At 64.1% G+C, this 25,036-nt stretch carries 28 protein-coding genes; 12 read left to right on the forward strand and 16 right to left on the reverse strand.

Going from position 1 to position 25,036, the window contains the following annotated elements:
• Nucleotides 1-123 precede the first annotated feature (123 nt).
• The 4 genes from pan2 to ACYJ11_RS08970 all read left to right on the forward strand — a co-directional run bounded on the left by pan2 (nt 124) and on the right by ACYJ11_RS08970 (nt 3,827).
• A complete protein-coding gene (gene pan2, locus ACYJ11_RS08955; protein ID WP_461647530.1) occupies nt 124-1,344 on the forward strand; it encodes a proteasome-activating nucleotidase Pan2 in 1,221 nt (406 codons plus the stop codon).
• Nucleotides 1,345-1,664: 320 nt separating this feature from the next.
• Entirely contained in the window at nt 1,665-2,879 is a 1,215-nt protein-coding gene (locus ACYJ11_RS08960; protein ID WP_461647531.1) for an outer membrane protein assembly factor BamB family protein, read from the forward strand.
• Nucleotides 2,880-2,921: 42 nt separating this feature from the next.
• A complete protein-coding gene (locus ACYJ11_RS08965) occupies nt 2,922-3,392 on the forward strand; it encodes a pyruvoyl-dependent arginine decarboxylase (RefSeq protein WP_461647532.1) in 471 nt (156 codons plus the stop codon).
• Between the two features lie 81 nt (nt 3,393-3,473).
• A complete protein-coding gene (locus tag ACYJ11_RS08970; protein WP_004593952.1) occupies nt 3,474-3,827 on the forward strand; it encodes a DUF5811 family protein in 354 nt (117 codons plus the stop codon).
• A gap of 54 nt (nt 3,828-3,881) precedes the next feature.
• Here ACYJ11_RS08970 and ACYJ11_RS08975 read toward each other — a convergent pair whose 3' ends face one another.
• From ACYJ11_RS08975 to ACYJ11_RS08985, 3 genes are all read right to left on the reverse strand, one after another.
• Nucleotides 3,882-4,076: a hypothetical protein gene (locus tag ACYJ11_RS08975; RefSeq protein ID WP_461647533.1), complete on the reverse strand. Its 195-nt coding sequence runs from the start codon at nt 4,074-4,076 to the stop codon at nt 3,882-3,884.
• 70 nt (nt 4,077-4,146) lie between these two features.
• A complete protein-coding gene (gene infB, locus ACYJ11_RS08980; protein WP_188977676.1) occupies nt 4,147-5,952 on the reverse strand; it encodes a translation initiation factor IF-2 in 1,806 nt (601 codons plus the stop codon).
• A 94-nt stretch (nt 5,953-6,046) separates the two neighbouring features.
• The gene (locus ACYJ11_RS08985; protein ID WP_461647534.1) at nt 6,047-6,607 is read right to left on the reverse strand and encodes a plastocyanin/azurin family copper-binding protein; all 561 of its coding nucleotides are present in this window, start codon (nt 6,605-6,607) and stop codon (nt 6,047-6,049) included.
• Nucleotides 6,608-6,809: 202 nt separating this feature from the next.
• On the opposite strand from ACYJ11_RS08985, the gene ACYJ11_RS08990 reads away from it, so the two are divergent.
• Together ACYJ11_RS08990 and ACYJ11_RS08995 are read left to right on the forward strand one after the other, a co-directional pair.
• A complete protein-coding gene (locus ACYJ11_RS08990; protein WP_004518435.1) occupies nt 6,810-7,049 on the forward strand; it encodes a PRC-barrel domain-containing protein in 240 nt (79 codons plus the stop codon).
• Nucleotides 7,050-7,508, forward strand: coding sequence for an NOB1 family endonuclease (locus tag ACYJ11_RS08995; protein WP_004518436.1), 459 nt, complete (start codon nt 7,050-7,052; stop codon nt 7,506-7,508). It abuts the gene before it with no gap.
• On the opposite strand, the gene ACYJ11_RS09000 is transcribed toward ACYJ11_RS08995, so the two are convergent.
• From ACYJ11_RS09000 to ACYJ11_RS09010, 3 genes are read right to left on the reverse strand one after another with little or no spacing between them, the layout of a single operon-like run.
• On the reverse strand, nt 7,505-7,651 hold the full coding sequence (locus ACYJ11_RS09000) for a CopG family transcriptional regulator (protein ID WP_188977680.1): 147 nt from the start codon (nt 7,649-7,651) through the stop codon (nt 7,505-7,507). The two genes, ACYJ11_RS08995 and ACYJ11_RS09000, sit on opposite strands and share 4 nt — an antisense overlap.
• A gap of 56 nt (nt 7,652-7,707) precedes the next feature.
• Nucleotides 7,708-8,850: a lysostaphin resistance A-like protein gene (locus ACYJ11_RS09005; RefSeq protein WP_461647535.1), complete on the reverse strand. Its 1,143-nt coding sequence runs from the start codon at nt 8,848-8,850 to the stop codon at nt 7,708-7,710.
• 23 nt (nt 8,851-8,873) lie between these two features.
• Complete coding sequence (locus ACYJ11_RS09010; protein WP_461647536.1) at nt 8,874-10,184, reverse strand: glucose-6-phosphate isomerase; 1,311 nt, start codon at nt 10,182-10,184, stop codon at nt 8,874-8,876.
• A 126-nt stretch (nt 10,185-10,310) separates the two neighbouring features.
• Here ACYJ11_RS09010 and ACYJ11_RS09015 point away from each other — a divergent pair, with 126 nt between their 5' ends.
• Together ACYJ11_RS09015 and ACYJ11_RS09020 are read left to right on the forward strand one after the other, a co-directional pair.
• The gene (locus ACYJ11_RS09015) at nt 10,311-10,853 is read left to right on the forward strand and encodes a hypothetical protein (protein ID WP_461647537.1); all 543 of its coding nucleotides are present in this window, start codon (nt 10,311-10,313) and stop codon (nt 10,851-10,853) included.
• A 95-nt stretch (nt 10,854-10,948) separates the two neighbouring features.
• Nucleotides 10,949-11,416: a DUF5812 family protein gene (locus tag ACYJ11_RS09020; protein ID WP_461647538.1), complete on the forward strand. Its 468-nt coding sequence runs from the start codon at nt 10,949-10,951 to the stop codon at nt 11,414-11,416.
• 22 nt (nt 11,417-11,438) lie between these two features.
• Here the strand turns inward: ACYJ11_RS09020 and ACYJ11_RS09025 are convergent, their stop codons facing one another.
• Complete coding sequence (locus ACYJ11_RS09025) at nt 11,439-11,753, reverse strand: hypothetical protein (protein ID WP_005536152.1); 315 nt, start codon at nt 11,751-11,753, stop codon at nt 11,439-11,441.
• A gap of 100 nt (nt 11,754-11,853) precedes the next feature.
• On the opposite strand from ACYJ11_RS09025, the gene secF reads away from it, so the two are divergent.
• A complete protein-coding gene (secF, locus tag ACYJ11_RS09030) occupies nt 11,854-12,741 on the forward strand; it encodes a protein translocase subunit SecF (protein ID WP_188851953.1) in 888 nt (295 codons plus the stop codon).
• Nucleotides 12,738-14,339, forward strand: coding sequence for an MMPL family transporter (locus ACYJ11_RS09035; RefSeq protein WP_461647539.1), 1,602 nt, complete (start codon nt 12,738-12,740; stop codon nt 14,337-14,339). The genes secF and ACYJ11_RS09035 overlap by 4 nt, the downstream gene beginning before the upstream one ends.
• A gap of 150 nt (nt 14,340-14,489) precedes the next feature.
• Here the strand turns inward: ACYJ11_RS09035 and rnhB are convergent, their stop codons facing one another.
• The 3 genes from rnhB to ACYJ11_RS09050 all read right to left on the reverse strand — a co-directional run bounded on the left by rnhB (nt 14,490) and on the right by ACYJ11_RS09050 (nt 17,637).
• Nucleotides 14,490-15,125 carry a ribonuclease HII gene (gene rnhB, locus ACYJ11_RS09040; protein ID WP_461647540.1) on the reverse strand — a complete coding sequence of 212 codons (636 nt, stop codon included), beginning with the start codon at nt 15,123-15,125 and terminating at the stop codon, nt 14,490-14,492.
• A 58-nt stretch (nt 15,126-15,183) separates the two neighbouring features.
• Complete coding sequence (locus ACYJ11_RS09045) at nt 15,184-16,461, reverse strand: tRNA pseudouridine(54/55) synthase Pus10 (protein WP_461647541.1); 1,278 nt, start codon at nt 16,459-16,461, stop codon at nt 15,184-15,186.
• A 66-nt stretch (nt 16,462-16,527) separates the two neighbouring features.
• Complete coding sequence (locus ACYJ11_RS09050) at nt 16,528-17,637, reverse strand: mechanosensitive ion channel family protein (protein WP_461647542.1); 1,110 nt, start codon at nt 17,635-17,637, stop codon at nt 16,528-16,530.
• 89 nt (nt 17,638-17,726) lie between these two features.
• Between ACYJ11_RS09050 and ACYJ11_RS09055 the strand changes: the two genes are divergently transcribed.
• Nucleotides 17,727-18,539, forward strand: a complete 813-nt coding sequence (locus ACYJ11_RS09055) for an undecaprenyl-diphosphate phosphatase (protein ID WP_461647543.1) — start codon at nt 17,727-17,729, stop codon at nt 18,537-18,539.
• A gap of 55 nt (nt 18,540-18,594) precedes the next feature.
• Entirely contained in the window at nt 18,595-19,461 is an 867-nt protein-coding gene (locus ACYJ11_RS09060; protein WP_188977702.1) for a CheF family chemotaxis protein, read from the forward strand.
• A gap of 195 nt (nt 19,462-19,656) precedes the next feature.
• Here the strand turns inward: ACYJ11_RS09060 and ACYJ11_RS09065 are convergent, their stop codons facing one another.
• From ACYJ11_RS09065 to acs, 6 genes are all read right to left on the reverse strand, one after another.
• On the reverse strand, nt 19,657-19,881 hold the full coding sequence (locus tag ACYJ11_RS09065; RefSeq protein ID WP_005536137.1) for a hypothetical protein: 225 nt from the start codon (nt 19,879-19,881) through the stop codon (nt 19,657-19,659).
• Nucleotides 19,882-20,095: 214 nt separating this feature from the next.
• Nucleotides 20,096-20,311, reverse strand: a complete 216-nt coding sequence (locus ACYJ11_RS09070; RefSeq protein ID WP_170097564.1) for a hypothetical protein — start codon at nt 20,309-20,311, stop codon at nt 20,096-20,098.
• A gap of 52 nt (nt 20,312-20,363) precedes the next feature.
• Nucleotides 20,364-20,837 (reverse strand): universal stress protein, encoded by a 474-nt coding sequence (locus ACYJ11_RS09075; RefSeq protein ID WP_188977704.1) that lies wholly within the window; start codon nt 20,835-20,837, stop codon nt 20,364-20,366.
• 4 nt (nt 20,838-20,841) lie between these two features.
• Complete coding sequence (locus ACYJ11_RS09080) at nt 20,842-22,512, reverse strand: sodium:solute symporter family transporter (RefSeq protein WP_461647544.1); 1,671 nt, start codon at nt 22,510-22,512, stop codon at nt 20,842-20,844.
• The gene (locus ACYJ11_RS09085) at nt 22,509-22,943 is read right to left on the reverse strand and encodes a DUF4212 domain-containing protein (RefSeq protein ID WP_461647545.1); all 435 of its coding nucleotides are present in this window, start codon (nt 22,941-22,943) and stop codon (nt 22,509-22,511) included. The genes ACYJ11_RS09080 and ACYJ11_RS09085 overlap by 4 nt, the downstream gene beginning before the upstream one ends.
• Before the next feature lie 44 nt (nt 22,944-22,987).
• Nucleotides 22,988-24,982: an acetate--CoA ligase gene (gene acs, locus ACYJ11_RS09090; protein WP_461647546.1), complete on the reverse strand. Its 1,995-nt coding sequence runs from the start codon at nt 24,980-24,982 to the stop codon at nt 22,988-22,990.
• Nucleotides 24,983-25,036: the final 54 nt, after the last annotated feature.

Here is a 25,036-nt window from a genome sequence, read left to right on the forward strand (position 1 = left end):
GTCCGGCTGTTCGAGCCACCGGCCTAACCGAACGCTACGGCCCCGTCTCGACACGGATAACTGTTTCACCCCCTGTGACCCGAAGGCACTTTGTGTCTCAACCGTATAGTACCGACCATCCAAATGTCGCGCAGTCCCTCGCTTCCGGAACGACCACGGTTGGAACTTGATCCCGATATGACGCCTGACGAGCGTCTGGAGGCACTCCGGGAACATTTCAAAGAGATAGTACAGGTCAACGAACAGCTGACTGAGCAGCTTGACGCTGCCCGTGACCGGCAACACGACCTCACGGACGAGGTCGACCAGCTCGAACGGGAAAACGAGACGCTCAAGACCTCCTCGCTGTACATCGCGACGGCCGAGGAGCTGACCGACGACGGCGTCGTCGTCAAGCAGCACGGCAACAATCAGGAGGTACTGACCGAAGTCTCGCCGTCCATCCGTGACGGCTTGGAGGCCGGCGACCGCGTCGCCATCAACGACTCCTTCGGCGTCAAGCAGATCCTCGACCCCGAAACCGACGCCCGCGCGCAGGCGATGCAGGTCGACGGCTCGCCGGACGTTTCCTACTCGGACATCGGCGGCCTCGAAGAACAGATCCGCGAGGTTCGGGAAGCCGTCGAGGAGCCGCTGGTCAACGCCGAGCAGTTCCGCGAGGTCGGTATCGAACCACCGAGTGGCGTCTTGCTGCACGGCCCGCCCGGCACCGGGAAGACGATGCTGGCGAAGGCCGTCGCCAACGAGACCGACGCGACGTTCATCAAGATGGCTGGCTCCGAACTAGTCCGGAAGTTCATCGGCGAGGGGGCGCGACTGGTACGGGACCTGTTCGAACTCGCTGCCGAGCGCGAACCGGCTATCATCTTCATCGACGAGATCGACGCCATCGCGGCCAAGCGAACGGAGTCGAAGACCTCTGGCGACGCCGAGGTCCAGCGGACGATGATGCAACTGCTCTCGGAGATGGACGGCTTCGACGAGCGCGGCGAGATCCGCATCATCGCCGCGACGAACCGCTTCGACATGCTCGACCGCGCCATCCTCCGCCCCGGCCGCTTCGACCGCCTTATCGAAGTCCCGAACCCAGATGTCGAAGGCCGCGAGCGCATCCTCGAAATCCACACGCAGGAGATGAACCTTGATGACGACGTGGACCTGGGTGCGTTTGCCACCGAGACCAACGGCCTCTCTGGCGCGGAACTGGCCTCGCTGGCGACTGAGGCCGGGATGTTCGCCATCCGCGACGGCCGGACGACGGTCCAGCAGTCCGACCTTCACGACGCCCTCGAGAAGATTGAGGCCGACGACGACGCCAGCAGCGTTCCGGTCGCGTTCGCCTAACCACCTTTTTCAGCGTCGGGGTCGCGCTGAGCGCGCGACTCGCTCTCTGCTCACGGGCGCAAAGCGCCCGTTCGCATGGTCAGCGGAACCGGAGGTTCCGCTCGACTCGAAAAACGTGGGCGAAAAAGGTCGGCCGCTCGCTCCGCTCGCGGCCGGAGAAACCGCGGCCGTTGGCCGCGGTATGCTGACTGGACGATGCTATCACTCTTGTTCTGTAGCAGTTTCGGCGTCTCGCTGGACCTGTTTGCACCGCTGTTGGTCTCACCGCGATAGCCCTTACTCCCGCCTGATTTAAGCCACCCCGCCCAGTATCGGTGCCCGTGACAGAGCGCGGACGGACGCGGCGGGCATTTCTGGGGACGCTCGCAGCGACAACAGTCGGGTCGGTCGCGGGGTGTCAGTCACAGTTCAATCCGCTTGCATCGACCGCGCTCGACGAACACGCCGCCACGCAGTTCCGGCAGGGGCTCCTGAATCAGGGGTATCAGGACACGTCGGTTCCGGACGCCGTTTCACGGGCCTGGGAACTGCCGACCAATCGCGGGGACCACACCGCTGCGAAAGGCAGTCCTGCGCTGGCACCGACAGGCGACCTGATTCTGGCCGACGATACCGGCCGCGTGCGGGCCATCGCACCGGACGGCGAGGTCCAGTGGGTGACGACGATTACACAGGCGACGCGTGGGAGCCACGGCACGCCAGCCATCGCCAACGACACTGCCTACATCGGGGCCTACGACGGCGCGCTGTCGGCACTGGATCTCGAAACCGGGCGGCGACGCTGGCGGACGGAACTGGGTGATGCGATCGGTGCGAGTCCGACCTACTACAACGGGTCGCTGTACGTCGCTGTCGAGCACGCGGCTCCGAGCGGCAGCGTCGTCGCTGTCAGCGCCGCGACCGGCGACGTGCAGTGGCGCGACAGCCGGCCAACCGACCACCCCCACTCGACGGTGGCACTGGACCGCGAGCACGGCCGATTGTTGTTTGGCTCCAACGATGGCTACTGCTACGCGTGGTCGTTTCCAGCCCTCGAACGTGTCTGGCGGTACGACACCGGCGGCGACGTGAAAGCCCCTATTGCCGTTGCCGACGGGACAGCAATCGTACCGTCGTGGGCCGAGACGGTCACCGCCGTCGACGTGACCGACGGCTCGGACCTGTGGACCTTCGAGGCCGACGCCGACGTGATGTGTGCGCCGGCGGTCCACGACGGCACCGTCTACGTTGGTAGCCACGACGACCGGGTGTATGCACTCGACCTCACAAGCGGTGAGGAGCAGTGGCGGTACGACACTGGCGGGTGGATCATCGGGAGCGTCGTCGCTACCCGGGACCACGTACTCGTCGGGTCCTACGACGGGCGACTGTACGCACTGGAGCGGGATTCGGGTGCGGTGGCCTGGACCACCGAAAACCGCGGCCACGTGACGAGTGCGCCGCTGGTGACTGCTGACGGCATCTACTATGCGGAGCGTGCGGTCGAGGGCGACCCGAACCGGCCTGGGATGTGCTACAGGCTCGTTCCGACATAACGAAGCGAAACCCCTTACCCCGCGGACCGTCGACAACCGCTTATGAGTACTATCCGGGTCGTGTGGGGGACTGCGACCGGCCCGACCGCGCTAGCCGCGTACGATGCGGCACTCGCTGAGGCGGGCGTCCACAACTACAACCTCATCTCGCTCTCGTCGGTCATTCCCGCCGAACCGACTATCGAGGTGGTAGAGACTGCGCCGGACCTGGGACCGCCCGGCGAAGCGCTAGAGGTCGTCCAGTCCTCGGCAACCGCCGCTCCGGGCGAGCGCGGCGCAGCGGGCATCGGCTGGGCCCGCAGCGAGGAGGGGCCGGGCATCTTCTACGAGGTCGACGGCACCAGCGAGGACGCGGTCCGGATGGAAATCCGTGAAGGACTGGCCGCTGGTCGGGACCTCCGAGACTGGGAGTTCGTCGAGGAGAACGTGTACGTCGAGTCGGCGTCCGACGAGGACGAGTACGCGAGCGCCGTCGTTCTCGCCACCTACGGCGAGAGCCACCCCGTCGTGTAGTGCGTGTGCCGACGGTGCCGGTCAGAACTGTGCTCGACACTGGGTTTTTAGTGCTCCCCCCCATAGAGACAGAGAACGTTCATGTACGGTAATACGTCGTTTGGTGGGGAGACGGAAGAAGTGACGCTGACCGCGGAACAGCGCGAGAACCTCCGCCGGGACCTCTCGAGCGTCGCCGCCCGGACCCGCGAACTCCTGCCCGGCGAGTTCGTCGTCGGCTCGGAAATCAGCAACAGCACGACAGGCCCACGGGCCACAATCGCGGTCCAGCCCCCGGTTGGGTCGGTCGTCAGTGCTGACTACACGCCCGAGGACCCGGAGAGCGCGAGCATCTCCGACGCTGAGCGCGACGACCTCGCGCAGGGTATCGCCGCCTCCGCCGCGCTGCAGGTCAAGCAAGTGATGGGCGACGACACGTCGCCGACAGCACAGTAACGCGCCGCTCTCAGTTTTCCGCAGAACGGTCACGGTGACGCGTAGCCGCCGGCATCAGGCGCGACCGCCGCTGGCGACTGGCGGATTGTAGAACAGCGCGTAGCCGATTGAGCCGGTCGCCGGGAGACTGCCGGCACTCAGCGCAGTCACGAAGCTGATCGAGGTGACGATTGCGCCGAGCGACGCCAGTAGCATCGAGAGGGCGATGCTGGCAAGCACGAGGTCGGGCATCGACGGGAACCCGGTCATTCGTGTCTGTACGGAGACACCCCTCCTAATTAAATATTATTACTCACGGGAACGGCACGCTGATGGCCGCTTACTTCCCCCAGAAGGGGTCGCGGTTCCGGTGCTTCTCCAGATACATCGACAGCGCCTCGCGCTCGTCGACAGAGATGTCTTCCTTGAGTTCCTGTTCGAGGATCTTCGCGTGCTTCTCGGGGATCTCGACCCAGAGGTCGTCCCCTTCCTCGATCTGGCGGCCGACAGTTGGCCCCTGAATCGAGACGGCCATGCGCTCGCCGGCGCGGGCCGAATCGACGTCCTCGCCCTCGTCCTGAATCGTTTTGAGGGTCCCGACGCGGTTCGCTTCGCCGCCGTCCCACCTGATGACGTTGACGTTCCGGCGGAGTTCACCGGAGAGGATTTCGACGCCGACGACGGCGGGATCGGACTGGCGGAAGGTGTGGTCCTGCAGAATCCGGAACTTCGCGGGGCGCGTGATGTTCTCCAGAATCTGCTCCTGCTGGGCCTCTTCGATGGCGGTGACGTGGTCGTCGTAGGATTCGACGAGCTGGTAGATGACGTCGTCCTCGAACAGTTCCACGTCCTCCTGTTCGGCGAGGTCCCGCGCGTCGTCGAGGACCTCGACGCTGAACGCCAGAATCGCCTGATTGGTCGGCTCGCCGGCAGTTTCGGCGACTCGCACGTCCCGCGGTGCGACCGCGCCTACTTCGGCCCGCATGACGGGAATCTCTTCCTCTTCGAGCGTACTGGAAAGGGCTTCGAGCGACCCGAGCGTGTCGGCCTTGATCACGACGCCTTCCTCCTGTGTCGTCACCTCGATCTCGGCGAGTTCCTCCTCCACCTCGGCGATGACCTCTTTGCGGTCGCGGTTGCGAATGACGCGGATCGGCGCGCCGGCCATCGCGTCGCCGAGCTCCGGCGCGGCGATCTTGACACCGTCGGCGGCCGCGACCTGCTCGACCTGCTCGAACTCCTGTTCGGTCCGGATCTCTTCGAGCGGACGCGGACGGAGCAGGGCGCGCACGTCGGTGACAATTGGCCCCTGTAGCCCACCGACGACGATGGTATCGTCGTTGCGGATGGTCCCGTCGTAGATGATGGCGTCGAGCGTCGTTCCGAACCCTTGGGTGTCTTTCACTTCGAGGACGGTCCCGACGCCAGGACCGCTGGTGTCGATCTCCATCTCCTCTTTCATGTACCGCTGAGACAGCCCCATCATCACCGTCAGCAGGTCGGGGATACCCTCGCTCGTCTCGGCCGAAACCGGCACGACACCGATGTTGGCCTGGAAGTTCTGGACGCGCCAGTACATATCCGCGGAGAAGCCGTTGTCCGAGAGTTCGCCGATAATCTCGTACAGCTTCTCGTTGAGGTCGGACTGGACGCGGTCGGACTGTGCGTCCATCGTCTGCTGGACCGGCTGCCCTTCGTTGGGGTTCCAGCCCGGGACAGTGTCGATCTTGTTTGCGGCGACGATGAACGGCGTCTGCGTTCGCTTGAGAATATCGATGGCCTCCAGCGTCTGGGGCTGGAAGCCGTCGTTGACGTCGACGACGAGGATGGCGATATCGGCGAGCGCGCCACCACGGGAGCGGAGCGTCGAGAAGGAGTGGTGGCCCGGTGTGTCGATGAACAGCAGCCCAGGCAGGTCGAAGTCCGTCGGGTCGACCAGATCGCCCGCGATCTCCGAAATCACGTCCAGCGGAACGGCCGTCGCGCCGATGTGCTGTGTAATCGCGCCCGATTCGCCGGCGGTGACGGCTGACCCGCGGATCTTGTCGAGCAGGCTCGTCTTCCCGTGGTCGACGTGGCCCAGAACGGCGACGATGGGCGTCCGCAGGGTGTCGTCGGTGGCTGTGGTGGGGTCCGTGTCAGACATAGATGGCTCCAGAAGTTGTCAGAACCGAGTCGTCGGTGGCAGTTAAGTTCGTCGTCATCAGACGCGCGCGACCGAACGTGGGGCTAAGCGGGCGTCACTCGGTTACAGTGAACGACCCCGTCATGCCGAGGCTCTGGTGGGGGACACAGTGGTACTCGTACTCCCCGGGAACCTCGAACGTGTAGGCGTACTCGTAGCCCGAACTGTACGTCTTCCCGTCATCTCCGGGCGTCCCGGACCAGTCGCTACCGGACGGCGTCGCAGTCGGCTTGACGTTGTGGCCGCCGGCCTCCCACACCCACAGGACGGTGCTTCCGACAGGGACCTCGAAGGATTCGGGCTCGAAGACGAAATCGCCCGGCGCGACGGCGACTTCTTGATCGGCGTCGACCGGCGTTTCGGTGGGTGTCGGTGTCTCAGTGGCCGTGGCAGTCGGTGTTGCCGTCTCAGTCGGTGTTTCAGTTCGGGTGGCGGTCTCCGCTGGCGTCGTCACCGAATCAGTTGGCGTTCCCGTCGCAGTCCGGGTCGGTACTTGCGTAGCGGTGGCTGTCTCCGTCGGGGACGGTTCACCGCTGTCGCCACCACTACAGCCCGCGACAGTCCCGGTGACGACGGCCGTGAGCGCGCCGAGGAACTGACGCCTGTTCCGGTCCATGTCGTACGCCTGGGGTGCCTGTCGCTTAGGGCTGCTGCCTGCTGTGACTGTGCCGATCCCGGTCACGGAGCGGCTTCACCGGCAATCTCGACACTCGCTGACGCATGGCTTCTATCCGTGACCGTCGCTATCGCCGGAGATCGTCGCTCACCTCTCGAACATCCCCGTGGCGTTTATGTAACCTCGTTCGGAACAAGGGGGTATGGCCGCGATACTTGCGGAAAACCTGTCGGGCAAAGACGTGATGGGGACTGACGGCGCTGAGATCGGCAGTCTCTACAACATCACGATGGACTTCTCCTCGGGCGCGCTGCACAACCTCGTCATCGACCCCGCGGAGTCGCTCCGCAACACGAACTTCGAGTACAGTGACCAGGGCCGCCTGCTTGTCCCGGTTGAGCGGGTCAAGGCGGTGAAAGACCACATGATTGTCAAACGCTAGATGTACGTTCTTGACTCCTCGGCATTTATCAACGAGTATCATACCGACGAGCAGATAGCGACGATTCCACTCGTCAGAGAAGAACTAGAAGACGAGGCCGCTTATCGCTTCGACGCCCTCGAAGGTTCGGGGATGCATCTTCATATTCCCGAGGACAACACTGTCGAGCGCATCGAGCGCGCCGCCAGCGAAACTGGTGACCTCGCGGAACTCTCAGAAACTGACATCCGGCTGATCGCAGCCGCGTTCGAACTCGACAGCCGTCTCGTCACAGACGATTACGCGATGCAAAACGTCGCGGAGAAACTCGACGTGGCGGTTGAAGTCATCGCCCGTGAGGGGATCTCCGAACAGCGCGAGTGGCTGTTCCAGTGTGCCGGCTGTGGCCGCGAGTTCGACGAGAACCGCGACCGCTGTCCCATCTGTGGTAGCTCACTCTCGCGAAAGAACCCGGCTTAGACGGTCTGTTCGTCCCGGGCTTCGAGCCCGAGGTCGACCAGCTGCGACAGCACTTCTTCCTCTGTGATGCCGTAGCGACGCGCAAGCGTTTCGATAATCCGCGCTTGCTCGTCATCACAGACGATGGTGAACCGCCGAGCCATGCCATCGCCTACAACAGTCGTTTGCATAAATACCCGTCAGACAGCAGTCAGACGGCTCAAATCGCCACATTTCCTGTAATCTCAATGTACAATGTGAGAAACTGGATGGCGTTGAACGCGCCGTGGATGAAGATCGGCACGAGCAGGTTCTCGGTCTTGAGATAGCTCAGGCCCAGCAGCGTCGAGAGGACGAACACCAGCAGCAATGAGAGGACAGTCTGTGTCGGCGTCCCGGTGCTGTACTGTCCGAAGTGAACGACGCCGAAAACGGCACTGGTGAGTATAATCGCCTGAAGACCACTGAAATCATCGTAGAGGTACTTCTGGATGAGGTTTCGGTAGATAAACTCCTCGCTCGGCGCGATAGTGAGAAACGCCAGCGGGATCATCACGAGCAGGAACGACGGGTCCTCGCGGGCCAGTTCCTCGACGCTGCTTCGCGCGGCTTCCAGCCCGAGTGCCTGAATGAGGTAACTGAAGCCAAACAGCGCGACCATGAGGACGACGACGCCGCCGACGCTGTAGCCGATGTCACGGAGGCTGGGTCGCCGCAGGTCCAGATCGGTCCAGGTCCGGTCCAGCCGGCTGGCGACGGCCGCCCCGAAACCGACGAAGCCGACGCCGATGCCGATAGTGAGCGTAACGTACGCGGGACCGGTGACAGTCCCACCGTCCAGCGCCGCGGCGCTGACCAGCCCTCCCGCCGCGACCCCGAGAACGACGAACTGGGCGAACACCGTGCCCACGAGGAAGCCGGCCAGCCCGATTCCTGTTGCGACCGAGAGCGCTCTGGCAACCGTGTACAGCCGGTCGTTCGGCACGTCGGTCGCCAGCGCCCAGCCCAGCGCAATCGTCACACCTCCGGCCAGCACCGTGAGATAGACCGCGATGCCGACGGTCGCCTCGACGCCAGTACGGAACTCCGGCCGGAAGAAGGCGACGAGCGTCGCGAGCGCTGCGATGACGGCCGCGCCTGTCGCGCCCAGCCCTGCCTGTCTACGGTCAAGTGCGCCGTGACGGACAAGTGAGAAAGCGAGCGCGGCGACGACGAATCCGCCGGCGGCGACCTGTCGGGCGGTGATCGGGCCGACAGTCGTCGGCGGTGTCATCCAGCCGACGACGCCAGTTTCTGTGGCGACGAGTACGACGAGACCGAGGCCAGCAACGAGAACACCCCAGTTCGCGGCAGTGTCGTCCATTATCGGCAGTCCGTTGCGCCGGCCTAAAGGGACTCCGTTTCGCCGATCCGCAGTCGCTCACGCTCATCGATGACCGCCGTCTCGTCGGTCGCCTCGCCGCGGATGAGCGCCCGCGTGGCGTTTTTGCCCCACTCGACGGCCGGCTGGGTGAACGTCTCCACGTCGGCGAGTTCGCCGACGAGGACGCAGGCCGCCTCCATCGCGTACAGCAGTTCTCCGACGCTCTCGGCGTCGAGGCGGTCGATCTCTACTTCCAGCGCCGGCCGGTCAGCCGCGGGCAGGCTCGCCACCGTCGCCTCGTACTCGGCGTCGATGAGGCCGCCGAGATCGGTTCCGGCGAGATACGACAGGTCTTCGTGGTCCGGATCGGGAATCGCCACGTCGGCGCGCTCGCGCGGTCGGACGAACGTGACGACCTTGTCTCGATGGCCGGCGCGGTACAGCTGGAGCTGTGAGTGCTGATCGGTCGCGCCCAGCGCCCGCGCCGGCGTCTGGCCTCTCCCGTCCTTACCCAGACTCTCGGCCCAGAGCTGTGCGAACCACTCGCCGAAGGACTCCAGTCGTTCGGCGTAGGGCATGACGGCGTTGACTGTCGCGCCCGCTTCTTCGAGTGCGTAGGTCATCGCGCCGTAGGCGTAGGCCGGCGAGTCGTACAGCGACGGCGCGAGGTCGTCAGCCGCCTTCTGACCGCCGGCAAGCAGCCCCTCGATGTCGATGTCAAGAATCGCCGGTGGGACGAGCCCGACCGCCGACAGCGCGCTGAACCGGCCCGGGACGCCCTCGGGAACCGGTAGCGTCGGCAGGTCGTGCTGGTCAGCGAGCGCCCGGAGCGGGCCGGATTCGCCCGTCGTGACGACGATGCGCTCGGTCCAGTCGACGCCACGGTCCTCGTAGGCTTCGCGGACGACGAGGAAGTTCGCCAGCGTCTCCGCCGTCGTCCCCGAACGCGAGACGACGTTGATAGCGGTGTCAGCGAGCGAAAGGCCATCGAGCGTCCGCTGGACGTGCTCCGGGTCAACGTTGTCCAGAACGACGTGACTGCCCGGCTCGTCGGCAAGTGCCTCTGTGATGGTTTTCGCCCCCAGCGCGGAACCACCGATGCCGACGGTGATGACCGATTCGGCGTCGGCGACCGGTGCGACGGCATCCCGAATCACCGCGGCGTCGGTTACTTCGGGGAGGTTCAGCGACGCGTAGCCGAACTCGTCGTCGTCCATTCCCTGCTCGATACGGTCGTGGGCCGCGGCCACCCGCTCGTCTAGGTCGTCCAGCGTCGCTCGCTCGACGCCCGGATCGGCGGCACTGGCAAGCGCGGCTCCGATATCGACGTGCATACTGGGGGTGTCGACGGGCGGATACAAACAACTCCCGGACGGCACGGCAAGCAGCGGACGCGGGTCAGTAGTCACCACTGGCCGGACAACACCGCGCTTAACCACACGCTTGCCTAAGCATCTGGTATGACAGACGCGACGGCAGAGCAGTCCGTCACAGCCGACGATGACAAGCCCGAACCGTACAACGGGCTCCCCGGCGCGTTCCCGTACGCGTTCCGGGCCAGTGACTCGTTGCTGTTCAAAGCCTACGTCCCGGTCGCGCTGTTGCTGTCCGTGGCGATTACGCTCGTGTTCAGCTTCGGCCTGATAACGCAACTCGCCGAAACCGGGAGCGTCCGCGGCGGAACGTTCACGTTTTCGCGGAGCTTCTTCCTGTTCATCGGACTGTTGCTGGTCGCGCCGCTGCTGGCCCCCGTCCTTTCTGTCGCCCGTCGCCACCGACGGACCGGGTCCTCGGTCGCCTACGATCGCGCCCTCGCCGTTTCGGCGTTCCTGTTCATCGGGTCGATATACCTCGCGCTGTTGACCTCCGCCCCGGCGGAGCTTCGCGAGCCGACACAGAGCGCTGTCGTCGGGTTCTTCTACTCGCTGCCGCCGATCGCTGGCGTCGTCCCGCCGCTGCTCGCGACTGTCCTGATGTATCTCACACACCGGCTGTTGAAGTAGCGGTGCAGGCCCCCGGCCGTCCGTTCTCCTGAGATGATACGACAGTCCGTCCCCGGGTCGAAACGGGCAAGAACGCCCGCCACGAATGTGTGTCTATGACAGCGATCGAAGGGACATTTCTTGTCACGAACGCCGACGCCGCGTCGGCGACGCTTCGGAACGTCGCGGACTCACAAGTGCTGACACTGTCGGACAACCCCGGCGTCGAGGCCGGCGAGGTAGTAGAGGGGACAGTCGAACCGGAGCCGCCGATGGAGGTCACGTACACCGTCACCGAAGTCGCCGAGCGGCGAACGATCCCCGTCGAGACAGCCGATCTCGCGCCGACGACACAGGCGACCGAAATCGCGGCCGAACAGGCCACCGGCGAGCTGACGACGGTCAAACGCGCCGGAGAGGGCGAGATACACGTCCTGACGGTCCCGGAAGACGAGACAGCCGAGGCCGCAGCGGATGTCGTCGACGACGAGGCGACCCTCTCGCGGGCGGCTCGGCTCGGCGTCGACCGTGTCGAGGTTCGAACCGCCGAGGGCGTCGTCAGCGTGCGCTACCTGCCGGACTGACGCGTTCTCTCACCCCTTCTTCCTATTCGGTCGGCCCGGCGGCGCTCTGGACTTGCCAGCCGCCAGCGACGCCACACGCCTCGCGCTCGGTGTACACGAACTCGGTGTCTTCGGTCACCGCTGTGCCGCCGTCGACGGATTCGACCCGGAGCGGGAAGTCTAGCGTGTCGCCACAGCAGCCGACACCGACGAACTCCGTCCATACGTCGCCCGGCGCGGCGGTGTCGTGTGTCTTCCCGAGGTACGCACGGAACGGCGAGCCGTCGATTTTGTCGCGGCCCCACCCGCTGAGGTCTGCCGGGTAGGAGAGTTCGACCCTGATTGCGCGCTCGGACATACCAGACCTACGTGATAGACTGCCATAGATGTACGGCACAGCGGATGTCAGCGGCAGTGATTGAGAAGGCTTATTCGGGCCCGTCTCACATCGTTCGGTCATGTTCGAGTTCGAGGTCCCGGAAGTCGATTACACCCGGTATTCGAACCGCCAACTGGTGGCGGTTCCGCTGGCGGTGCTCGTCCTCTCGCTCGCCGTTATCGGCGGCTGGTGGGCGGTCACCGGGGCACCAGTCGACCGGGGCATCGACTTTACTGGCGGGACGGAACTGACGATCGGGTCGAACTCCACGCTCACGAACGACGAAATCGCCGGAACGTTCAACGAACCGGTGGTCTCCATTCAGGGTATCACCACGACCTCGGACGCCACCTACGAGAACCAGTACGTCGTCACGTTCGACAACTCGGCCGACGTGTCGGCGGTCCGATCCGCTGTCCAGTCGACAGACGGGATGACGCTGCTGGGGAGCGGGACCACGTCGCCGCTGTTCGGGTCGCAGAACCAGCGCCTCGCCGTTATCGGCGTCGCTGTCGCGTTCGTGGGGATGAGCCTGCTCGCGTTCGCGTTCTTCCGGACGTTCGTCCCCAGCATCGCCATCGTCATCTCGGCGTTCTCTGACATCATGATCCCGCTCGCGATTATGAATCTGCTGGGAATCAAGCTCTCGCTCGGCATCGTCGCGGCCTTCCTCATGCTGATCGGATACTCGGTCGACTCGGATATTCTGTTGAACAACCATGTTCTCAGACGTTCAGGCGGGTTCTACGAGTCGACCTACCGCGCGATGCGGACCGGTGTGACGATGACGCTGACATCTATCGCGGCGATGGCCGTGATGGCCATCTCGGCGACGTTCTTCGGAATCGGGCTGATGGCCGACATCGGGCTGATATTGGTACTCGGTCTGACTGCTGACCTGATGAACACGTACATGCTTAACGTGACGCTGCTTCGCTGGTACAAGTACGAGGGGGTGAACCGATGAGCACACTTCGTGAGAACTGGCGCGTCGTCGCGCTGGTCGTCCTCCTCGTGGTCAGCGCCACGGCCCTGTTCGTCCCTGGAGTCCCGCCGGGAACGAGCACCGATGAGGGAACGACTGCCGGCGGTCCGCAGACAGAGAGCGCAACCCAGCTAACTAACCTCAACTACGGCATCCAGCTTAGCGGCGGGACCCGTCTCCGCGCGCCAATCGTGGGCATCACGGCTGAAGGCGTCAACGTGACCGCGAACGACGCGACCCAACTCGAGCAGACGGTGGCCGACGAACTCGGTATCGACACTATCGATATTCGGGTCCGCCCCATCAGCAACGACCGCCAGATGGGGGCCGTCGAAGTCGTCACTGAGAACGTCACCCAGCAGGAACTGCGTTCCGCGCTCGAAGCCAGCGGACATCGACCCGACACCGTCCGCGACGGTGTGACGCGGGAGACCCGCCAGGAGATGGTCGAGACGATCGACGAGAAGCTCCGTACCTCGGCGCTCAGCGGGGCGTCGGTCCAGATTGTCAACGTCCCCGGTGGGGAGCACTTCGTCAGTATCACCGCCCCTGACCGGGACCGCGAGGAACTCGTCGACATCCTGAACGAGCGCGGTGTGGTCAAGATCTACGCTGTCTATCAGGGTGGTGAGGACGACTCGTACGTTCGCGAGGAGGTCCTTCAGCGCTCTCAGATGGACGATGTCTCGGCCGCGGACAGGGAGGGCGTCGGCTGGGCGGTGTACATCACCGTCAGACGAGACGCCGCGGACGAGTTCTCCCAGCGGATGGTCGACGCCGGGTTCGGCAACGGCGCGACCTGCGAAAACTACAATCACTCGGATATCCAGCAGACCACCGGCGACGGCTGTCTGGTTCACACGCTGAACGGCGAGGTGGTCACAGCCCGCGGGGTGAGAACTGACCTCGGTGAGAGCTTCGCGAACGGGGAGTTCGCCAACGACCCGGTGTACGTAATTCCGATCAGTAACGAAGCTCAGGACCCCGCCGAACAGGCCAACGAGATCGAACTGAACCTCAAGGCGGGCCAGCTACCTGCGCCGCTCGACCTCTCGGAAGACTCCGGCGCGTCGCTGGACCCGGCGCTGGCCGAGCGCTTCAAGCAGAACTCGCTGCTGACCGGTCTGATCGCGGTCCTCATGGTCAGCCTCGTCGTCTACGTGCGGTACAAGCGGATGGAGGTCGTCGTCCCGATGGTCGCCACCGCGCTCTCGGAGGTGTTCATCCTCCTCGGGTTCGTCGCCTTCGTGCAGTATCCGCTGAACCTCTCGCATCTGGCCGGGTTTATCGCGGTCATCGGCACGGGGGTGGACGACCTCATTATCATCGCCGACGAGATCCTGCAGGAAGGGGAAGTCGAGACGGGACGCGTGTTCCAGAGCCGCTTCCGCAAGGCGTTCTGGGTCATTGGTGCGGCCGCAGCCACGACGATCATGGCGATGAGTCCGCTGATGGTTCTGCCCCTTGGCGACCTCTCCGGGTTCGCTATCATCACGATCGTCGGCGTCCTCATCGGCGTGCTCGTGACGCGCCCGGCCTACGGTGACATCTTGCGAAACCTCGTGCTGGACGAGGACTGAGGCCGTCGGCTGTACGCCTTTCACGAACTCCGCCACCGCGAGCACTTTGTCTCAGTTACACCCAACAGTATGGGCGGTTCCTATTTTCTGCCTATTACGCAGGACTAGTTCGTTCCGAGAACATCACGCTCGTTGTCGGCCTGTCCTCGTTCAAAAGTCGCCCAGCGTCGACTGTGACGCCGCCGCCAGCACATCGTCACACGTCGACCACGAGCGGCGAGCACACGCGGGCAGTTCGCCGTGGCGATCGACGTAGTCCGCCAAGAAGGCCCGCGTCGTCGGGTCGCTGGGGTAACCCGAACCCACGTCGCCGTACTCCGCAGCCAGTTCTGCGACGTGTGCGTCGCGGGCCACCTTCGCGATGATCGAGGCTGCACCAACCACCGTGTCCGTCTCGTCGGCCCCGTGTTCCGCGGTCACGGTCACGTCGGCGTCGACCGCGTCTGCAACTCGGCGACCGAACCGCGTCGCGTCGGTGTCGCCGGCGTCGACCGTGCCCGAGAGGTCGTCTCGGGCCACCGTCGAGAGCGCCGTTGCCTGTGCATCGACGGTCAGTGTGTTCATGTCCGTCTCGTCGGCGTCGATGCGTTCGACCGGGACCTCGGCGACACCGACGGCGTCTGCCGACTCGCGGATTTCCTCGTCGAGTCGCTCGCGTCGCTCCGGCTTGATGTCTTTCGAGTCGCCGACTCCATCGGGCAGGGTCACGGGGTCGGCTCTAACGGCGGCGGCGAACATCGATCCCAATACCGGTCCTTTCCCGGCTTCGTCGACGCCGAATCGCATGGCTGTCCCCTCGGTGGCGGCGCAAAAACAGCTTCCGATTGGACGGCGTCCCAGCGCGCTACTCTTTGAGGAACTCGTCAGTCGCAAACGGTTCGTCCTCGCCCTGCACGTCGATCACGTCGAGTGCGGTCACCACGGCGTCGGTGTCGAGCAGGCCGGCCAGACTCGGCTCCGTGCGCCCCTCGTCGCTGGAGACGAGTTCCTTCACGTACAGGCCGCCCTCGCCGTGGATGCGGAGTTCGGCGTGGCGGTCGTCGGTCAGTTCGCCCTCGGCGTCGTACACCGTCCGCGTCCGGGTGATATCGGCCCGTCGGTGGGTCACTCGCTGGGGCGTCTCCTGCTGGATGGTTGCCCCGTCCAGTTCTGCCAGTGCGTCCTGCAGGGCGTCGGCGTCGACCGCGTCGCCGAACTCCACGTCCATTCGGTAGGTCTTCGAGGCGTCCAGTTCCTTGACGCGCTCGACCATTTCGTGGGTCGCCAACTGGAGGTCCGTCACTTCGACCTTGCCGTCGGCGAAGGCGTTGATGTCGGCTTCGAGTTCGTCGGCGTCCACGTCGCGTTTGCGCGGCTCCATCACTTCGATGACGAACGGGCGGCCGGAGTCGAGCATCCGTGCGTCCACGTCCTCACGGCCGGCGCCGTGGAACACGGCCTCCTCGCCGTCCATCGCTTCACGGACGACGGGCGCGGACAGTTGCTCGACGCTCTCGTCGTAGCGGTAGCCGCTGCCGTCACAGCCGTCACAGGGCTCGCCCTGCCACAGCCCGGTCCCGTTGCAGTCGTTGCAGGGCCACTTCGTCTGGGGAATGTCGCGTTCGAGCTTGCGGTAGCGGCCGTAGACGAACGCTGAGTTGACGTGTGTCTCTACTTCGTCCGTTGCGAGGTCGAGCGTGAGCTGGACTGCTGGACGGCCGAACTCCACTTCCGCGTCGGTCAGGTCGCCGATCCGCTTCCCGACCTCGCGGTTGAGTTCGGTCTTCAGCGCTTCACCAGCGTCGGGGTCTAAGCCTACGTCTTCCCGGAGCAGTTCGTCGTTCTCTTCGAGTAGCGGCGGCACCTTCGTCCCGACCTGGTAGGTGTCGAACTCGTAACCGCGGACGGCGCTTGCGGCCTGCTCGGCCCACCAGTCGAAGCGGTCACACTCACCCTCACAGACCCAGCAGTCCTCGCTTTCCTCGAAGGGGTCGTCGTCTGCAAGCGCGAGCGTCACCCGCAGGGCGTGGCCCCGTTCGGCATTGGCCAGCCCGAAACTCCGGTCGGCGAAGAGCCGGCCGAGACAGGAATCACACAGCGGCCCGGTGGCAAGCGCCGCACGGGCGTCCTCAAGTATGCTCATTGCCTGAGCCGACGCGTCGCCCCCGTAATTGCGTTTCGACCTCTCGGTCGTGGGAGAGAGTCGGCCTCACTCCCCGGTAACGGTCTCGTCATCCGCGCCCGTCGGCGGCGATTGGTCGAACAGTTCGCCCGGAATCTCCTTGGCCGAGATGGAGATCGACCGCTGGGGGAACGGGATATCGATATCCTCTGCCCGGAACCGCTTGTAGATCGCGCTGTTGAGTTCGTGAGTCGCCCGAGCTGTCAGAGCCGGATTACTGACCCAGCACAGCAGTTCGAAGTTCAGCGCTGAGTCGCCGAACTCCCGGAACCGGACCCGCGGGTTCGGGCGCTCCTGTACGAGGTCCTCGGCTTCGGCCAGTTCCAGAAGGATCTCCTCGACCCGGTCGATATCCGTCCCGTAGGCGACGCCGACGGGGACGCGAATCCGGCGCTTGCGCCGCGGCGTCGACTCGTTGACGATGGCGGCGTTGTTGAGTTTCGAGTTCGGGACGGTGACAAGGATATCATCGCGGGTGCGGATGACCGTCGACCGGACGGAGATATCCTCGACGCGGCCGCGTTCGCCAGTTTCGAGAACGACGAAATCGCCGACTGCGTATGTCCCGTCGAGGTACAGCGACAGCGAGCCGAAGAAGTTCGCCAGTGTGTCCCGGGCCGCCAGCCCGACGATGATGCCCATAATCCCCGCCGAAGCCAGCAGCGGCGTCACGTCGATGTCCCACAGAATCAACAAAAGTAGGACGCCTCCGCCCGAGATGAGTGCGCTCCAGACGTTCTGGAGGATGGGGACCATCTGGCGGTCGATGTATGCTGAATCTGTCGCGATGGCGGACGCCTGACGACCGATTCGAAGCAGTGTCACCATCCAGACGATGACGACCAGCGAGAGCGTCCCGGCCTCCAGCGAGACAGCGATGGCCGGGCGAATGTCGTAAATCTGCGCGCCGGCGTACGCACCGCCGAGGCCGACTGTGACGTACACGGCGGTGTGAATTCCACGGAAAACTATGTCGTCGATGTCGCCCTCGATGTGAGGCGTGACCCGCTTGAGCAGTCGGTCACCGAGGACGCGGATGACCAGTGCGAGCGCGACGCCGCTACCGACGAGCACCAGAAACCCCTGCCAGGCTGGCAGTCCTGACAGCAGGTCTACCACCTCGCTTCCCAGTTGCATACCCCCGCTTGGACACCGGGGCTATATATACTGCCACGTCGACGGCCCGAACCGAACGGCCTTTGTCCCGCGGCGTCCGCTCCGTGGGTATGAACCCGATTCTCGTCGCTATTCTGCTGGGCCTGCTGCAAGGGGTGCTGGAGTGGATTCCGGTCTCCAGCGAGGGCGGCGTTGCCCTCGCGTCGACGGTGGTCACAGGCGTCTCACCCGCTTCTGCGACCCGCCTCGCACTCTTTCTCCACGCCGGGACGGCGGTCGCGGCCACGGCCTACTACCGCACCGAGGTCCGAACTATCCTCCATTCGATCCGGGAACTCTCTCGCCGGCCGTTCGCCGACGAGACGGCGGATCTCTCGTTTATCGTCATCGCGACGGCGGCGACCGCTGTCACCGGTCTCCCCGCGTATCTAGCTCTCGACGCGGCCGTTTCGGAGCTTGAGGGTGGTCTCTTTCTGGCGCTGGTCGGCGGCCTGCTCGTCATCACCGGCCTCCTCCAGCGCTTCGCCGCGGCGCTGTCACTGGGCGAGCGTGAGGTTCCGGACGGGCTCGACGCCGTTCTGGTCGGCGTGTTGCAGGGACTGGCCATCCTCCCTGGCGTCTCCCGGTCCGGGACGACGGTAAGCGCGCTGTTGCTCCGGGGCCACGAGGGCGAGTCGTCGCTTCGGCTCTCGTTTCTGCTGTCGATTCCGGCTGCGCTCGCTGCCAACGCACTGGTTCTCGTCGACGACGGCGTCCCCGCAATCGACCCGCTGCCAGCTGTCGTCGCGCTTGTCGTGAGCGCTGTCGTCGGCTACCTCACCGTCGACGCGCTGGTCCGACTGGTGCGGCAGGTCCCGTTCTGGGCGGTCTGTACAGTGTTCGGCGGTCTCGGCGTCGTCGGTGGGTTGCTCGTCGCGCTGTGAGAGCGGTGCTGGAACTTATTTACCCTTCGGCGTCAAATCTCTAATATCAGCGGCTATGAGTGGTGACGAACGCAAGCTAGTCGACACGTCGGGGGACTTCCAGTACGTCGTCCGCGACGGCGACACGGTGACCGACCCGAAGTGGCGCTCCTGTCGACTTATCGTCACCAACAAGCGACTCATTCTGGCGACGAACGGCTCGAAACAGCCCATTCCGCACTCAAACATCACCCTCCCGTCGAACCCCGACGATCTGGTTCCCGACGGTGGAACTGGCGGCGCAACTGCGCTGGAGGTGGGCAATAACGTCCTTCTCGTCGATACGCCGAATCTGGACGACTTCGAGACGGAGTACGTTCGCGCGACGCTGCAGGGCGAGGTCATTCTCGCGCGACAGCAAGCGGTCGTCGGCGGTGTCGTTCAGGAGGACGCCGAGTGGAGCAAAGCGCGGTTTCAACTGGACGACGACATCATCCGCCTCCAGTTCCCCGGCGGCAAGAGTATGTCCTTCGAAATCGAGGATGTCGGCACTATCGAAACCGGGACCAGTACGGTGATGGGTCAGGAGCGAGAGGTCATTGAGGTCGAACACACTGACGACCAGGACCGTAGCGTCGAAACCCACATTTCGGGGATGGACCACCACACGCGGGCGCTGAAGACGCTGTTTACCCGCGTTATTGAGGACCGCGAGGACGATTACGAACTCTCAGAGATGGAGAGCCAGGTGTTGATGGCGCTGTACTCCGGCGTCTCTCCGTTTGAAATGTCTGATTTCGTCGGAACCACGCCTGACGAGGTCGAGGAAATCTATCAGAAACTGCTTGAGATTGGTGCGGTTGACGAGGTCCGGGTTCGGACCGAAGTCGCGCTGAACGCGCAGGGGCGGAACATGGCGAGCGAAGCAATGAGTGAGAAGTAGAGAGGGGCGCGAACGTAGTGAGCGGCCCTTGGATAGCGAACGGGGAGCAGCGCGACCCGTGAGCAGTAGTGTGGCGCTACGCGCCACAGAACGGACGGTACGGCCAGTGTGACCCGCAGTGGCGGTTTCCCTGCCAGTCTTGCTGTGGCACAGGCAGTTCAGACGGACTCGCGGGCCGCTCCCGTCTCGCCGCCGTTACTCGGGCAGGTACTCGACGTCCTCGGCCTCCGTCACTGACACTCCGTCCGGGAGTTCTGACTCCGGGACTGGCGTCAGCGTGAGGACTTCGCCAGCCTCGGTCTGTACCCACTCCTGTCCTGTCGCTTGACTCCAATCGTGTGGCTCCCAGAACCCCGACTCGAAGCGCATCCAGATGTCGAGACCACTGTAGTACTCTCCCGTCGAACTTTCGTATATCATTGCTGACTCAACAGCGACTGCTGCCGTCGAAGAAGTCAATGCACCTACATGGTATTATTACTACCGGCAGGGCGGAAATTCGCCGGGCTTGAGAATGGAGGGATGCTTGGATAGCACGGGTAAAGCGGTGGTTCGGCCACTGTCTGAATATATTTCACATGGGAGTCGTGAACTGACTGTGAATCAGTCGCAATCGTGAAAAACGGAGGGTGGACTACTGCTGTTCCATCGCCACCTCAAGCGACCAGAAGAAGCCGTAGTACGCGACGACGCCAGCGGCAAGCGTCAGGTAGTAAGCCCACTGTGGAGCCGATAGCAGATCGAAGATGACGCTCACCGCAGTCACCCAGGCGATAGCGAACACGAGGTCGACGAACATACCCCGTTTGTGGTCTCGCACGTGGTCGCGGAGGGTGTCGACGACGCTCATCGGTCCCCTCGCACCATCCATGGCGGTCGTAGTCGGTTCTGTCCCATGCTATTCACGCCTCGATATCCGTCTCGCCGTGGACGTCGACGACGAGCACCGGCAGTCGCGTCCGGCGCAGCACCTTCTCCGTGACGCTACCGAGGATGACACGTTTGAGGCCCGAGCGGCCGTGGGACCCCATCACGACGAGGTCGATATCGTTGTCCTCGACGAACTTTCGGATGGCGCGGGCCGGTTCGCCAGCAGTGATGTGTTCTTCCACGTCGACGCCGTGCTCGGCGGCGCGGTCGCGGACGTAGCCGGTGGCTTCGTCTGCGTCGGATTTGACCTCTGTCATCTCCTCCAAGTTCCCCTGTCGGATACGGTCGACCTGCTCTGTCCCCAGCGAGTAGCTGGTGGCGTCGACGTCGACGACGTACAGCGCATGGACCGTCGCGCCGTACTTCGAGGCGAGATCGACTGCCTGATCGACCGCATTTTCGGCGGTTTCGCTGCCGTCGGTCGGAACGAGGATATTGTCGTACATTGGTTTAGTCGTCCGCGGGGGTGCCGCCGCCGGTGTTGTCGCCGACGACGTCTGCGGCGGTTTCCTGCTGTCCCATCGGTTCGGGGCTGTGACACTGTCGAACCATTTTCTTCGTCTCCAGCGGCGGCTCCGGCGTCGCCAGCGAGACGGCGATGGTCACGATGAACACGACCGGCGTCCCGATCAGCGCAGCGCCGATGGGCGGGACGTACTGGGCGTATATCGGGACGAGCGCGCCGCTCTCTCCAGCGGCTGTGCCGAGCGCGCCGATGTAGTTCGGCAGGACGCTGTTGATAATCGAGGTAATCCAGATGAGCAGGCCGAGCACCATCCCGGCCAGTGCGCCCTGACGGTTCGTGTTCTCCCACCAGAGGCCGAGGAAGAACATCGGGAACAGGACGACGCCGGCCAGTGAGAACGCGTAAGCGACCAGTTCGCCGATGAGCGCCGGTGGGTTGAACGCGGTCACCGTCACCAGCGCGCCCATGCCGATGATCGTCCCGCGACCGATGAGCACCTGCTGTCGCTGGGTCGCGTCGGGATTAATTAGCTCGGTGTAGATGTCGTGTGCGACCGCGGAGGAGGCTGTGATGAACAGGCCAGCCGTCGTCGCGATAGCAGCAGCCATCGCACCGGCCGCCACGAGGCCGACGAACCACGTCGGGAGGTTCGCGAACTGCGCGGCGAGCACGACGATCACGTCGCCTTCAGCGCCGGACATGCCGCCTTCCGCGGCGTAGGCGCTCGCGCCCGTCGTCGTCTGGAAGAGGTCGACGCCGAAGGCCGCCATCGCGGGCGACGCCCAGTAGAGCAGGAGGATGAAGAACAGCCCCCACACGCAGGACCAGCGAGCGACGCGCTCGCTTCTGACCGTGTAGAATCGGACGAGGACGTGCGGGAGGCCACAGGTCCCAACAATGAGCGAGAACGCCGTCGCGATCCAGAGGTAGAACGGCTGGTTCACGAACGGCGCGGAGAACTCGCGTCCGAGGTCTGCGATCAGTGCGCCGTACTCGATCTGCGGGAGCACCGTCGAGTATCCCTGCGAGAAGCCGACGACGTACACGCCCGCGAGGAACGCGACGATGAGGATCGTGTACTGGACGGCCATGTTCTTGGTCGCGCCCAACATCCCCGAGAGCGCGAGGTAGCCGACGGTGATCGTCATCATCACGACGATCATCGGAATGATGTCGAGCCCGAAGACGTACTGCCCGACCAGTCCCATGCCGCGGGCCTGCCCGACGGAGTAGACGTACGCGATGAGCAGCGTGGTGAACGCGGCCAGCGCGCGGGCAGTCGGTGAGTTGAACCGGTCACCCACGAAGTCCGGCGCGGTGTACTTTCCGAACCGCCGCATCTGCGCCGCCAGGAAGATGAGCAGGACGAAGTAGCCGGTCGTCCAGCCGACGATGAACGCCAGCCCGTAGAAGCCAGAGAGCGCGACCAGCCCGGCGAGTCCCAGATACGAAGCCGCGGACATCCAGTTCGCGCCGATGGCCATCCCGTTCTCGATGTTGCCGATGCCGCGGCCCGCGACCCACATCCCCTCGGTGTCGGCCACCTTGAACACGTAGCCGATGACGAGGAACGACGCCATCATCAGGAAGACGATGATCGCCGGGACGAGCTTGAACGAGATGTCGAGCGCATCGGCCTGTAGCGGGACTGTCACTGCTCGACACCTCCGTCAGTGGCTGCTGGCTCGCCCGCCTCGGGAGCCGTGTTTTCGACGGACTCGGAATCGATGCCGTACTTCTGGTCGAGCCGGTCCCGGTAGCGCGTGTAGACGACCGCCAGAATGAGCGCGCCCGTGGGTGCACCGAACGAGACGAGGAAATAGTGCAGCGGAAAACCGAACAGGGGCGTCTGCACGGTCATCATCTCCGGCGCGAGTGCGGTCAGCGTCACCGGGCCGAACACGACCAGCGCCCAGAGCAGGAAACTACTCCAGATGATCTTCAGGTGGTCCCGCATAAACGGCGTGCTCGGCCGTAGCAGGTTCACCTCCCTGTCGAGGTAGTCGATGTCGTCGTGGTCGTCGTCAGCGCCACTTTCTGGTTGGATAGTTGACTCTTCTCGGTCCGCAGGCGTGTCTCTTGACATGGGTTGATAGGTTGAAAATTCGTGGTGCTGTTCGCCGCTACGGCTCAGTCTCCCTGAACCTTGGTCTCGATATCACTGACGACATCAGGGTTTCGTAGCGTACTCGTATCGCCCAGTTCTTCGCCGTTCGCGATGTCTTCTAGCAGGCGGCGCATGATTTTCCCGGAGCGGGTCTTCGGCAGCTCGGGCGTGAAGATGACGGCTTCCGGCCGGGCAATCGGTCCGATAGCGTCCTCAACACCGTCGATAATCGCGCTTCGAAGCTCCTCGTCCTCTTCGTAGCCGTCCTCGGTAATGACGTACGCGTACACCGCCTCGCCCTTGATGTCGTGGTCGCCACCGACGACGGCGGCTTCAGCGACACCTTCCACGCCGACGATGGCACTCTCGATCTCCATCGTCCCGAGGCGGTGGCCGGAGACGTTGATCACGTCGTCGACCCGTCCCAGCACGGTGATGTAGCCGTCATCGTCGATTTTCGCGCCGTCTTCGGGGAAGTACACCCAGTCGTCGGAGTCGTCGCTGTCGGTGTCCGAGTACTCCGCCCAGTACTCGTTGATGAAACGTTCGTCGTTCTTGTACAGCGTCCGGAGCATCCCGGGCCACGGCTTGTCGACGGTCAGGTAACCGGCACGGCCGGGTTCGACCTCTTCGCCTTCAGTGTCGACAATGCGCACGTCGTTGCCCGGCAGCGGCGGGCCGGCCGACCCGGGTTTCATGTCTTTGATCCCGGGCAGCGTCGTTATCATCATGCCGCCGGTCTCGGTCTGCCACCAGGTGTCGACGACGGGACACTCCTCGTTGCCAATGTGTTTGTAGTACCATTTCCAGGCCCGGGGGTTGATCGGCTCGCCGACGGTGCCCAGCAGGCGCAGGCTGGAGAGGTCGTGTTTTTCGGGGTATTCCTTGCCCCACTTCATGAACGCGCGGATGGCCGTCGGCGCGGTGTAGAGCTGGTCGGCCTCGTACTCCTCGACGATGTCCCAGAGGCGGTCCTTGTCGGGGTAGTCCGGGGTCCCCTCGTACATCATCGTCGTCGTCCCGAGCGCGAGCGGGCCGTAGACGATGTAGGAGTGGCCGGTAATCCAGCCGATGTCGGCCGAACAGAAGTACGTGTCCTCGGGTTTGATGTCGAGCACTGCCTGGGAGGTCCAGGCCGCCCAGGCGAGGTAGCCGCCAGTGGAGTGCTTGACACCCTTCGGTTTCCCGGTGGTTCCGGAGGTGTACATGAGGAACAGCATATCCTCGGCGTCGCGGTCGACCGGGTCGACCGTTGCGCCCTCATTGTCCACGATGACGTCCTCGAAGGCGACCTGATTGTCCGCGTAGTCGTGGTCGAAGCCGTCACCGTCCATCAGGCGCTCGGCGACGATAGCGCGTTCGACCTTGTGGTCGACACCGCTCAGTCCTTCGTTGGCTTTGTCGAGATGGTCGAGCGGGTCACCGCGGCGGTAGTAGCCATCGCAGGTGACAAGATACTCCGAGTCGGCGGCGTCCATCCGCGTCGCGAGCGCGTCCGCGGAGAAGCCGGCGAATACGACGGAGTGGGGCGCGCCGATGCGGGCACAGGCCAGCATGGCGATGGGGAGCTGTGGAATCATCGGCATATACATCGTCACGACATCATCCTCGCCGACGCCCATCTCCCGCAGGCCGGCCGCGAACTCGTTGACTTTCCGGTGAAGTTCCTCGTAGGTGTAGGTGATGTTGTCTTCTTCGACCGGTTCGCCGACCCATTCGATAGCGGCTTCATCGCCGCGCTCGTCGAGGTGCCGGTCCAGGCAGTTCGCCGAGGCGTTCAGTGTGCCGTCCGTAAACCACTCGTAGAACGGCGGGTTCGAGTCGTCGAGTACCTGATCGTAGTCCTCCTCCCAGTCGAGGAGGTCGGCGGCTCCCTCCCAGCACTCCGGCCAGTTTTCCTCGAACTCGTCGTAGATACCCTCGTCTGTCACGTTCGCCTGCTCGACGAACGACTCCGGAGGCTCGAAAACCTCCTGCTCCGCAAGCCGCGCTTCTAGCTGGACATCTTCATCTGACATGGTCTATCATCGATATTTCATAGCGGCCATATAAACAGGGGGTCTAACTACGAT

It is taken from the genome of Haloarcula sp. H-GB5 (assembly GCF_054850705.1).

Excerpts from the sequence above, each read along its gene's own strand:
- ACYJ11_RS09070 (WP_170097564.1), bottom strand. The coding sequence starts at position 20,311 with ATGAGCGTCGTCGACACCCTCCGCGACCACGTGCGAGACCACAAACGG.
- ACYJ11_RS09045 (WP_461647541.1), bottom strand. The coding sequence starts at position 16,461 with ATGAGCATACTTGAGGACGCCCGTGCGGCGCTTGCCACCGGGCCGCTG.
- ACYJ11_RS08990 (WP_004518435.1), top strand. The coding sequence starts at position 6,810 with ATGGCCGCGATACTTGCGGAAAACCTGTCGGGCAAAGACGTGATGGGG.
- ACYJ11_RS08995 (WP_004518436.1), top strand. The coding sequence starts at position 7,050 with ATGTACGTTCTTGACTCCTCGGCATTTATCAACGAGTATCATACCGAC.
- ACYJ11_RS09005 (WP_461647535.1), bottom strand. The coding sequence starts at position 8,850 with ATGGACGACACTGCCGCGAACTGGGGTGTTCTCGTTGCTGGCCTCGGT.
- ACYJ11_RS09010 (WP_461647536.1), bottom strand. The coding sequence starts at position 10,184 with ATGCACGTCGATATCGGAGCCGCGCTTGCCAGTGCCGCCGATCCGGGC.
- ACYJ11_RS09085 (WP_461647545.1), bottom strand. The coding sequence starts at position 22,943 with ATGTCAAGAGACACGCCTGCGGACCGAGAAGAGTCAACTATCCAACCA.
- ACYJ11_RS08985 (WP_461647534.1), bottom strand. The coding sequence starts at position 6,607 with ATGGACCGGAACAGGCGTCAGTTCCTCGGCGCGCTCACGGCCGTCGTC.
- infB (WP_188977676.1), bottom strand. The coding sequence starts at position 5,952 with ATGTCTGACACGGACCCCACCACAGCCACCGACGACACCCTGCGGACG.
- ACYJ11_RS09015 (WP_461647537.1), top strand. The coding sequence starts at position 10,311 with ATGACAGACGCGACGGCAGAGCAGTCCGTCACAGCCGACGATGACAAG.
- ACYJ11_RS09020 (WP_461647538.1), top strand. The coding sequence starts at position 10,949 with ATGACAGCGATCGAAGGGACATTTCTTGTCACGAACGCCGACGCCGCG.
- ACYJ11_RS09075 (WP_188977704.1), bottom strand. The coding sequence starts at position 20,837 with ATGTACGACAATATCCTCGTTCCGACCGACGGCAGCGAAACCGCCGAA.
- ACYJ11_RS09025 (WP_005536152.1), bottom strand. The coding sequence starts at position 11,753 with ATGTCCGAGCGCGCAATCAGGGTCGAACTCTCCTACCCGGCAGACCTC.
- acs (WP_461647546.1), bottom strand. The coding sequence starts at position 24,982 with ATGTCAGATGAAGATGTCCAGCTAGAAGCGCGGCTTGCGGAGCAGGAG.
- ACYJ11_RS09060 (WP_188977702.1), top strand. The coding sequence starts at position 18,595 with ATGAGTGGTGACGAACGCAAGCTAGTCGACACGTCGGGGGACTTCCAG.
- ACYJ11_RS08975 (WP_461647533.1), bottom strand. The coding sequence starts at position 4,076 with ATGACCGGGTTCCCGTCGATGCCCGACCTCGTGCTTGCCAGCATCGCC.
- pan2 (WP_461647530.1), top strand. The coding sequence starts at position 124 with ATGTCGCGCAGTCCCTCGCTTCCGGAACGACCACGGTTGGAACTTGAT.
- rnhB (WP_461647540.1), bottom strand. The coding sequence starts at position 15,125 with ATGCGATTCGGCGTCGACGAAGCCGGGAAAGGACCGGTATTGGGATCG.
- ACYJ11_RS09050 (WP_461647542.1), bottom strand. The coding sequence starts at position 17,637 with ATGCAACTGGGAAGCGAGGTGGTAGACCTGCTGTCAGGACTGCCAGCC.
- ACYJ11_RS09035 (WP_461647539.1), top strand. The coding sequence starts at position 12,738 with ATGAGCACACTTCGTGAGAACTGGCGCGTCGTCGCGCTGGTCGTCCTC.
- secF (WP_188851953.1), top strand. The coding sequence starts at position 11,854 with ATGTTCGAGTTCGAGGTCCCGGAAGTCGATTACACCCGGTATTCGAAC.
- ACYJ11_RS09055 (WP_461647543.1), top strand. The coding sequence starts at position 17,727 with ATGAACCCGATTCTCGTCGCTATTCTGCTGGGCCTGCTGCAAGGGGTG.
- ACYJ11_RS09000 (WP_188977680.1), bottom strand. The coding sequence starts at position 7,651 with ATGGCTCGGCGGTTCACCATCGTCTGTGATGACGAGCAAGCGCGGATT.
- ACYJ11_RS08970 (WP_004593952.1), top strand. The coding sequence starts at position 3,474 with ATGTACGGTAATACGTCGTTTGGTGGGGAGACGGAAGAAGTGACGCTG.
- ACYJ11_RS09065 (WP_005536137.1), bottom strand. The coding sequence starts at position 19,881 with ATGATATACGAAAGTTCGACGGGAGAGTACTACAGTGGTCTCGACATC.
- ACYJ11_RS08965 (WP_461647532.1), top strand. The coding sequence starts at position 2,922 with ATGAGTACTATCCGGGTCGTGTGGGGGACTGCGACCGGCCCGACCGCG.